The 8,941-nt window shown below is 36.7% G+C and carries 6 protein-coding genes; 5 read left to right on the forward strand and 1 reads right to left on the reverse strand.

Going from position 1 to position 8,941, the window contains the following annotated elements:
• Both metH and metF read left to right on the forward strand, forming a co-directional pair.
• Positions 1-2,661 carry a methionine synthase gene (gene metH, locus LQV47_RS04355; protein ID WP_230034204.1) on the forward strand — a complete coding sequence of 887 codons (2,661 nt, stop codon included), beginning with the start codon at positions 1-3 and terminating at the stop codon, positions 2,659-2,661.
• Between the two features lie 92 nt (positions 2,662-2,753).
• A complete protein-coding gene (gene metF, locus LQV47_RS04360) occupies positions 2,754-3,713 on the forward strand; it encodes a methylenetetrahydrofolate reductase [NAD(P)H] (RefSeq protein ID WP_230034206.1) in 960 nt (319 codons plus the stop codon).
• 123 nt (positions 3,714-3,836) lie between these two features.
• Here the strand turns inward: metF and LQV47_RS04365 are convergent, their stop codons facing one another.
• Complete coding sequence (locus LQV47_RS04365; protein WP_230034208.1) at positions 3,837-4,988, reverse strand: hypothetical protein; 1,152 nt, start codon at positions 4,986-4,988, stop codon at positions 3,837-3,839.
• A gap of 101 nt (positions 4,989-5,089) precedes the next feature.
• Here LQV47_RS04365 and folE point away from each other — a divergent pair, with 101 nt between their 5' ends.
• The 3 genes from folE (at position 5,090) to cysS (ending at position 7,780) form a co-directional block, all read left to right on the forward strand.
• The gene (folE, locus tag LQV47_RS04370; RefSeq protein ID WP_230034210.1) at positions 5,090-5,758 is read left to right on the forward strand and encodes a GTP cyclohydrolase I FolE; all 669 of its coding nucleotides are present in this window, start codon (positions 5,090-5,092) and stop codon (positions 5,756-5,758) included.
• 2 nt (positions 5,759-5,760) lie between these two features.
• Complete coding sequence (locus tag LQV47_RS04375) at positions 5,761-6,192, forward strand: DinB family protein (RefSeq protein ID WP_230034212.1); 432 nt, start codon at positions 5,761-5,763, stop codon at positions 6,190-6,192.
• Positions 6,193-6,313: 121 nt separating this feature from the next.
• Positions 6,314-7,780: a cysteine--tRNA ligase gene (cysS, locus tag LQV47_RS04380; RefSeq protein WP_230034214.1), complete on the forward strand. Its 1,467-nt coding sequence runs from the start codon at positions 6,314-6,316 to the stop codon at positions 7,778-7,780.
• Positions 7,781-8,941: the final 1,161 nt, after the last annotated feature.

Below are 8,941 nucleotides of genomic sequence, written 5' to 3' on the forward strand. Positions count from 1 at the left end.
ATGAAGTATTTAAGATTATCGGGCCTTGAGCCTCTTATCATAACACCGGAGAGTAATTTCATCAATGTTGGTGAAAGAACCAATGTTGCCGGCTCCAAAAAATTTTTAAGACTTATTAAAGAGGAGAAATTCTCTGAAGCATTAGATATTGCCCGCCATCAGGTGGAAGGTGGGGCACAAATTCTTGATGTCAATTTTGATGATGGATTGATTGACGGAAAAGCGTCCATGATCAAGTTCCTGAACTTAATTGCTTCCGAACCGGATATCGCAAGAATACCAATCATGGTGGATTCTTCCAAATGGGAAATCTTAGAAGCTGGTCTTCAGGTGGCACAGGGGAAATGTGTGGTAAATTCCATCAGCTTAAAAGAAGGAGAAGAAGAATTTATCAAACATGCAAAAGCCATCAAAAGATATGGTGCTGCTGTGATTGTAATGGCATTTGATGAGGTAGGGCAGGCAGATAGTCTTGAACGGAGAATTGAAATCTCAAAAAGGTCTTATGATATTTTGGTGAACCAGATTGGTTTTCCTGCCGAAGATATCATTTTCGATTTAAATATTTTTCCGGTGGCTACAGGAATGGATGAACATAGAAGAAATGCCATCGATTTTATTGAAGCAACACGGTGGGTAAGGAATAATCTTCCCTATGCATCTGTAAGCGGAGGGGTGAGTAATGTTTCTTTCTCATTCCGTGGAAATGATACCGTAAGGGAAGCCATGCATTCCGTATTTCTTTATCATGCCATCCAGGCCGGAATGAACATCGGAATTGTAAACCCTGCAATGCTGGAGGTTTATGATGAAATTAATAAAGAACTTCTGGAGCTCGTAGAAGATGTCATTCTTGATAAGAGAGAAGATGCTACAGAAAGACTTTTGGATTATTCCGAAAAACATAAGTCGGTAAAGAAAGAAAAAACAGAAGATTTAGAATGGAGAAACAATCCTTTGCAGGAAAGAATTACGTATGCACTGGTAAAAGGTATCGACCGTTTTATTGAAGAAGATGTAGAAGAAGCCAGACAAGTTGCCGAAAAACCGCTTCATGTCATAGAAATTAATCTGATGACCGGAATGGGAGTGGTAGGAGATTTATTTGGAAGCGGAAAAATGTTCCTGCCACAGGTCGTAAAGTCGGCAAGAGTAATGAAAAAAGCAGTTGCCTATTTACAGCCTTATATTGAAGCTGAAAAAGACGGATCAAGACCTGCGAATGGGAAAATTCTAATGGCAACAGTAAAAGGAGATGTTCACGATATTGGTAAAAATATTGTGAGTGTAGTTTTAGGCTGTAACAATTATGAAATCGTTGATCTTGGAGTGATGGTGCCTGCCGAAAAGATTATTCAGACAGCCATTGCAGAAAAAGTAGATGTCATTGGATTAAGCGGGTTAATTACTCCAAGTCTGGATGAGATGGTATATATCGCTTCAGAATTAGAAAGACAAAACTTAGATTTTCCTTTATTGATCGGAGGTGCTACTACATCAAAAGCACATACTGCTGTGAAAATCGATTTAAAATATAAAAATGCAGTTGTTCACGTGAATGATGCTTCAAGAGCAGTAAATGTAGTAAGTTCATTATTGGGTGACCGAAATAAAGAATATGTTTCAGATCTAAAGAATGATTACTCAGATTTCAGGGAAAAATTCCTGAACAGACAGGTTGATAAAGACTATGTATCAATTGAAGAAGCAAGAAAAAATCATTTTACAATTGATTGGGAAAATGAAGAGATTTTTACACCGAATAACTTAGGTATAAAAGTTTTTGAAAACCAGGATTTGCATGAGCTTCTTCCTTTTATAGACTGGTCGCCGTTTTTCAGAAGCTGGGACCTGCATGGGAAATACCCTAATATTCTAGAAGATGAGGTAGTAGGCGTTCAGGCTAAAGAATTATTTAAGGATGCCCAGGTTATTTTAAAAAGAATTTTAGACGAAAAATTATTAACAGCAAAAGCCATCTTCGGAATTTTTAAAGCCAACTCCAATGAATCTGACGATATCTTAATCTTTGATGAGAATAATAATGAGCAGGCTAAGTTTTTAACTTTAAGACAGCAGGCTCAAAGATCAAAAGGAAAAGAATATTTGGCTTTAAGTGATTTTATTGCTCCTCAGAGTTCAGGAAAAACAGATTATGTAGGAGCTTTCTGTGTGACCACAGGCTTTGGAACAGATGAATTGTCCGCTGAATATGAAAAAGCCAATGATGATTATAATGCCATCATGGTAAAAGCATTGGCAGACCGTTTTGCAGAAGCTTACGCCGAGTTTTTACATAAAAAAGTAAGAACCGAGTACTGGGGCTATGCCAACCAGGAAAACTTAAGCAACGAAGATCTGATTGCCGAAAAATACAAAGGAGTTCGTCCTGCACCCGGATATCCGGCTTGCCCTGACCATTTGGAAAAGAAAACAATCTGGGATCTTTTAAAAGTAGAAGAAAATATAGGCGTTTACCTTACCGAAAGTTTAGCCATGTTTCCTACAGCAGCGGTTTCCGGATACTATTTCGGAAACCCGCATGCAAAATACTTCGGTTTAGGAAAAATTACAGAAGACCAGCTTAAAGACTATGCTGCAAGAAGAGGGTGTACCATTCAGGAAGCAAGAAAATGGTTGTCACCCAACTTAGCAGATTAAAAAAAGTTTATAGTTCATGGGTGAGAGCTGATAGTTTGTTTACAAATCAAGACTCTTAGCTATCAACTATCAACCAACAACTAAAATATAACATGAAGATAACAGAACACATTAAAAACGCAAATGGCAAAACTTTATTCTCCTTAGAAGTTGTTCCGCCACAGAAAGGAATCGGTATTGAAGATCTGTATACGAATATAGATCCGCTGATGGAATTCAAACCCCCGTTCATTGATGTTACCACTTCAAGAGAGGAATATATCTATCTCGATAAAGGAAATGGGCTGGTGGAACGTCGTATTACAAGAATGCGGCCGGGAACGTTGGGAATTTGTGCCGCTATTCAACATAAATATAATGTAGATACAGTTCCACATTTGCTGTGTGGAGGATTTACAAAAGAAGAAACAGAATATCTTTTGGTAGACTGTATGTACCTTGGAATAGATAACGTTATGGCATTGAGAGGAGATGCAATGAAAGGACATCAGTATTTTGAACCTACCCAGGGAGGGCATGCCAGTGCTATGGACCTTGTCAACCAGATTAATAACCTGGGAAGAGGAAAGTACCTTCATGACGAAGATCAGATTTGTGATGAGCTTAATAAATTCTGCATAGGAGTGGCAGGATATCCCGAAAAACATATGGAGGCACCCTCCATGAATTATGACCTGAAATGGCTGAAGCAGAAAGTAGATGCCGGAGCAGATTATATTGTGACTCAGATGTTCTTTGACAATAAAAAGTATATTGAATTCGTTCAGAAAGCAAGAGAAATGGGAATTACCGTTCCTATTATTCCGGGAATTAAACCTATTGCTACCAAAAGGCACTTGAAACTGTTGCCACAAGTATTTAAAATAGATCTGCCGGAAGAATTAATCAATGAAGTTGAAAATGCTAAAAATAATGAAGCCGTAAAACAAATCGGAATAGAATGGGCCATTGCCCAATGTAAAGAACTGCTGGATTTTGGAGTTCCTGTTTTACACTTTTACTCAATGGGGAAAAGTGATAATATTAAAAAAGTAGCCGGTGAGCTATTCTAATAAAAGTACCAAAAATGAAGGAATCCCTGTTTATATATGGCAGGGATTTTATTTTTAATCTGAAGCAAAACTGAATCTTTGGTCTTCAATAACTTCCATCTTGCAGACCCAGGCTTCCTCATTTTAAAGGATAGGATGTCTTTCAAACTCTTTATTTCTATCAAATAAATATCGGTAAGTTGCCAGTTTTCTGGTCACTGTAGTATCAAGAGCTTCTGCAATTTTGATCATCTTTGGATTAAAATCACCAATCCACTGCAGTTCAGTAGTTGTAAAGTCCGTATGCTCCCTTAAATGCTGGGTCCCTTTCCAGATCATATACCCATCAATACCTTTTTTCTGCCATTCTGGAACTACCCCGAAAACCAGACCAACCATTTTTTCATTCCTTTTAAACTCCTTTAGCCATAAAAATTTAAGCTTTTCAAAAATTCCGAATTTTCCATTGAGATATTTAAACCATTGATTAAGATCTGGGAGATTAATCCACATCGCAATCGGTTTTTCATTTTCATAGACAAACCATGAGATATGTTCATTGATAATAGGCTTCATCGTATTAAACATTTTCAGGACCTTAGCTTCCTCTATATGTTTTCCTTCACCATGGGAAGCCCAGGCTTTATTGTAAACCTCCGTAAAATCTTTAGCAAACTTTTCAAGGTTATTCTTTTTCATAGGTTGGGCAGAAATAGCAGGATTTCTCCTGTTTCTCTCATATGCAATAGTGAAAACCCTCGAAACCTCTGCAAAAATGGGTCTTGTAAAACAAAATTGTTCAAAATAAATCTTAAAACCATAATTTTCAAAAAGCTCTCTGTAATAAGGTGGGTTGTAATTCATACCAAATAAAGGTTCAGTAAAACCTTCAACCAAAAGACCCCAGAATTTATCCCTTTCTCCAAAATTGATAGGCCCATCCATCGCTTCCATACCTTTTTCCTGAAGCCAGCTTTTACAATGGTCAAAAATAAAATTAGCCGTTTGCTGATCATGAATACAGTCGAAAAAACCAAAACCTCCTGTTGGCTGCTTCTGTTCATAACAGGTGTTGATAAAAACAGCGACTTTACCCACTGTTTTGTCATTCTTTTTAAACAAAAACCTTTTACATTCTCCATATTTGAAAAACTTACTCTTTCGGGGATCAAAAATTTCTTCAATATGTTTATCTAAAGGGCGTATATAATGGTTGTCGTGGAGATAAAGTTGTGCAGGGAATTCCAGAAATTCCTTTTTATGTTTTTTATTTTGTACTTCTTCGACAATAATCATAGGTTTTTTAATAAGACTGGTTATAAAAGATAATATTTTTCGGTCTATTTTAAAATAAATGAATTAATATTATCCGTATTTTTGCTGCAAATTAAATAAAAATGGTTGATTTTACTGATAACGACGATGATATTTTCACAGGAAAAGAACATACGCCTATAAGGGAAAATGCTTTTGATAAATCGCCACAGGAAAAAATTGAAAAAATTACTGAGCTGTTTGGTGAAATTATGGAAACCCTTGGGTTAGACATGACAGACGACTCTTTAAAAGATTCTCCGAAGCGTGTAGCCAAAATGTATGTGAATGAGATTTTCGGCGGATTACTGCCGGAAAATAAGCCGGGTATTTCTACCTTTTCCAATAAATATAAGTACCGTCAGATGTTAGTGGAAAAAGATATTACCGTATATTCTTTCTGCGAACATCATTTCCTTCCGATTATTGGAAGAGCACACGTAGCCTATATCTCAAACGGAGAAGTAATAGGTCTTTCAAAAATTAACAGAATTGTTGATTATTATGCAAAAAGACCACAGGTTCAGGAAAGATTGACTATGCAGATTGTAGACGCCCTGAAAGAAGCTTTAGGAACAAAAAATGTAGCCTGCATCATTGATGCCAAACACCTTTGTGTAAACTGCAGAGGAATTAAAGATACATCAAGCTCCACCATAACAGCTGAATTAAGTGGTATTTTCAGAACAAACCCTATTACAAGACAGGAATTCTTACATTATGTAGGAAGCCATGCAAAACTAGATTATTAGTAATGAATTATCAGGTTCTTAAACATATGGTAGATGCCGGACTTCAGAGATTTCAAACAATTTCCGAAGAAGAATGGAATTATAAAGCTACACCAGAAAAATGGTCTAAAAAAGAAATTATAGGACATCTTTGTGACAGTGCTTTTACAAATATCCGTAGATTTGTAGTCACTCAATATAAGGAGAATGAGAATATTGTATACGATCAAAATGAATGGGTGAAAATCCAGAACTATCAGAATGTTCCTACTGATGAGGTTATCAGCCTTTGGAAGACGTTGAACTACCAGATTGTTCGTGTGGTTGAAAATATTCCTGATGAAGCACTACAGAGAACTTGTGATACCACCAAAACAGAACTCCAGGTTTTTACATTGGAATTTATTATCAATGATTATGTAGAACATCTGCAACATCATTTAAAAGCGATTTGATTATGATAAAATTTAAAAAAGTTTCAGATAAAATTTATATCACAACAATTATTTGTTGTGACAGAATATTATTTTAACTAATTTTTAAATCTTAAACTATTGAATCTTTAATAAAAAATAAATGCAACTAAAAATATATAACTCGCTTACAGCAGAAAAAGAAATATTCAAACCTATTTTAGAAGGTAATATCGGAATGTATGTCTGTGGGCCTACCGTTTACAGTAATGTACACCTGGGAAATGTAAGAACTTTCCTTTCTTTCGATTTTATCTACCGTACCCTAATGTATTTAGGGTATAAAGTGAGATATGTAAGAAACATTACCGATGCCGGACACCTTACCGATGACGGAAACGTAGATAATGACAGATTTGTAAAACAGACCAGACTTGAAAAGCTGGAGCCTATGGAAATCGTACAGAAATATACCGTAGATTTTCATAAAGTGTTAGAGATGTTCAACCTGCTTCCTCCCAATATCGAGCCCACAGCTACCGGTCATATTGTAGAACAGATCGAACTGACACAAAAACTGATTGAAAGAGGTTTCGCCTACGAAAGCAACGGTTCAGTATACTTCGATGTATTGGAATACAATAAAAGAGGACTTAATTATGGTGAACTTTCAAAACGTAATATAGAAGAGCTTTTTGCCAATACCCGTGATCTTGACGGACAAGGTGAGAAAAAGAACCCACAGGATTTTGCCCTTTGGAAAAAAGCCTCTCCCGCTCATATTATGAGATGGAACTCTCCCTGGGGAGAAGGATTCCCGGGATGGCACCTTGAATGTACAGCGATGAGCACAAAATATCTTGGAGAAACTTTCGATATTCACGGAGGAGGAATGGACTTGAAATTCCCACACCACGAATGTGAAATCGCCCAGGGGAAAGCCTGCAATGACGCTGCTCCGGTAAATTACTGGATGCATGCCAATATGTTGACGATGAATTCCCAGCGTATGAGTAAATCTACAGGAAACTATATTCTTCCTATGCAACTGGTTACAGGAGATAACGACTTCTTTGAAAAGCCTTTCCATCCGTCAATTGTTCGTTTCTGCTTCCTGCAGGCACATTACAGAAGTGTTTTGGATATTTCCAATGATGCGATGATAGCCAGCGAAAAAGGATTTATCAGATTGATGGAGGCTGTGAAAGTATTAAACTCAATCGCTCCTGACGATAATAAACAGTCTGCTTTCAGCCTTAAAGAATGGAAAAACAAATGTTATGAAGCATTAACCGATGATTTCAATTCTCCAATTCTGATTGCTCATTTATTTGAAGCTGTAAAATACATCTTTGCTTTAAATGATGCCAAAGAAACTATCTCTACACAAGACCTTGAAGATTTAAAGGCAACTTTGAATGCTTTTATCTTTGATGTATTGGGATTACAGGCTGTAGAGGAAAATAACAATGAAAAACTTGATCAGACATTGAAAGTTTTAATTGAACTTAGAAATCAAGCAAGAAAATCCAAGAACTTTGACCTTTCAGATCAGATAAGAGACAAGCTACTGGCTGAAGGTATCGAATTAAAAGACGGGCGAGACGGAACATCGTATGTTCTGAATTAAACCATATAACTTTACTTTATAATCATTCCGTGAGAATCTTTAACAGCTAAGATTTTCACGGAATGTTTTTTTTGTTCACTCCCAAACCCCTCTCCAACTCTCGAACTCTCGAACTCAAGAGGAGCTTTTTCCCGCTATCCACTCATACTCCTCACGCCATGGCTCCCTGCGCTGTATCCCTCCATTTTCCAAGCTATGCTGCGGGGTATCCGTTACTATCGGGGCTAGGGTAGGAGTGATACATTACAAAAGAAGCCTGATAAAAAGGTAGTAAGTGAACGGTCAATGGTCAATAGCAATAGTGAATGATCAATGATCAATAGCCAGCCGCCAGTAGCCAGCCGCCAATAATAAACCCATTCTTTCCAGAACACCTGTTCAATAGGAACATATTTTAGCCCATCCACATAAAACAACCCCATCCATTGGCTTTAGCCAAAACCAAATCCAGGATTTTCAGATAAGACAACCCGATCATATAAAAGTAATATATAGTAAAAGAACAATACCATATATATGGAATAACTTCCATCACCCATTACTCACAACTCATAACTCATCACTTATAACTTATAACTCCTCAAACATTTGTTTAAAACTTTTCACCTTACCTTCCAGGGTGTTAAGATAAAAAATGAACGGAATATGAATTTAGTGTTACATAAACTTGTTTGGTATAGGTAAGTTGGCTTACCTTTGCCGCACTGAAAAACGAAAGAAGATCAGTAAGCGCAGAAGGGCTTTTAGATAAGCAGAAACGATATACTCGAAAAGAAAATAAGTCTAAAAAAAGACTTCAAAATTTTTAGAAATAAAAGTTGCGGAAGTAAAAAAGATTTGTATCTTTGCAGTCCCAATATGGGAGCGCAGGAGTATAGAAGATTAAGGGTTATAGAAGGAGTTAAGGTTATCAAATAAACTTTAAATTTTCTTTCGAAAACATTTGGTCATTACGAAATAAAGTTTTACTTTTGCACTCGCAAATATGGAGCGCCACTGACAGAGAGAGTGCTTCATTATAAAGCGAAAGATATAAAGATCATTGACATACAATATAACAACCAAGTAAGGAAAAACTAAAGCGTCAAAACTTTGAGTGAGTCAGACAAACATACAATGGAGAGTTTGATCCTGGCTCAGGATGAACGCTAGCGGGAGGCC

Origin of the sequence: Chryseobacterium sp. Bi04 (assembly GCF_918698085.1) — a bacterium.
In the GTDB taxonomy this organism is placed as follows: Bacteria; Bacteroidota; Bacteroidia; order Flavobacteriales; family Weeksellaceae; genus Chryseobacterium.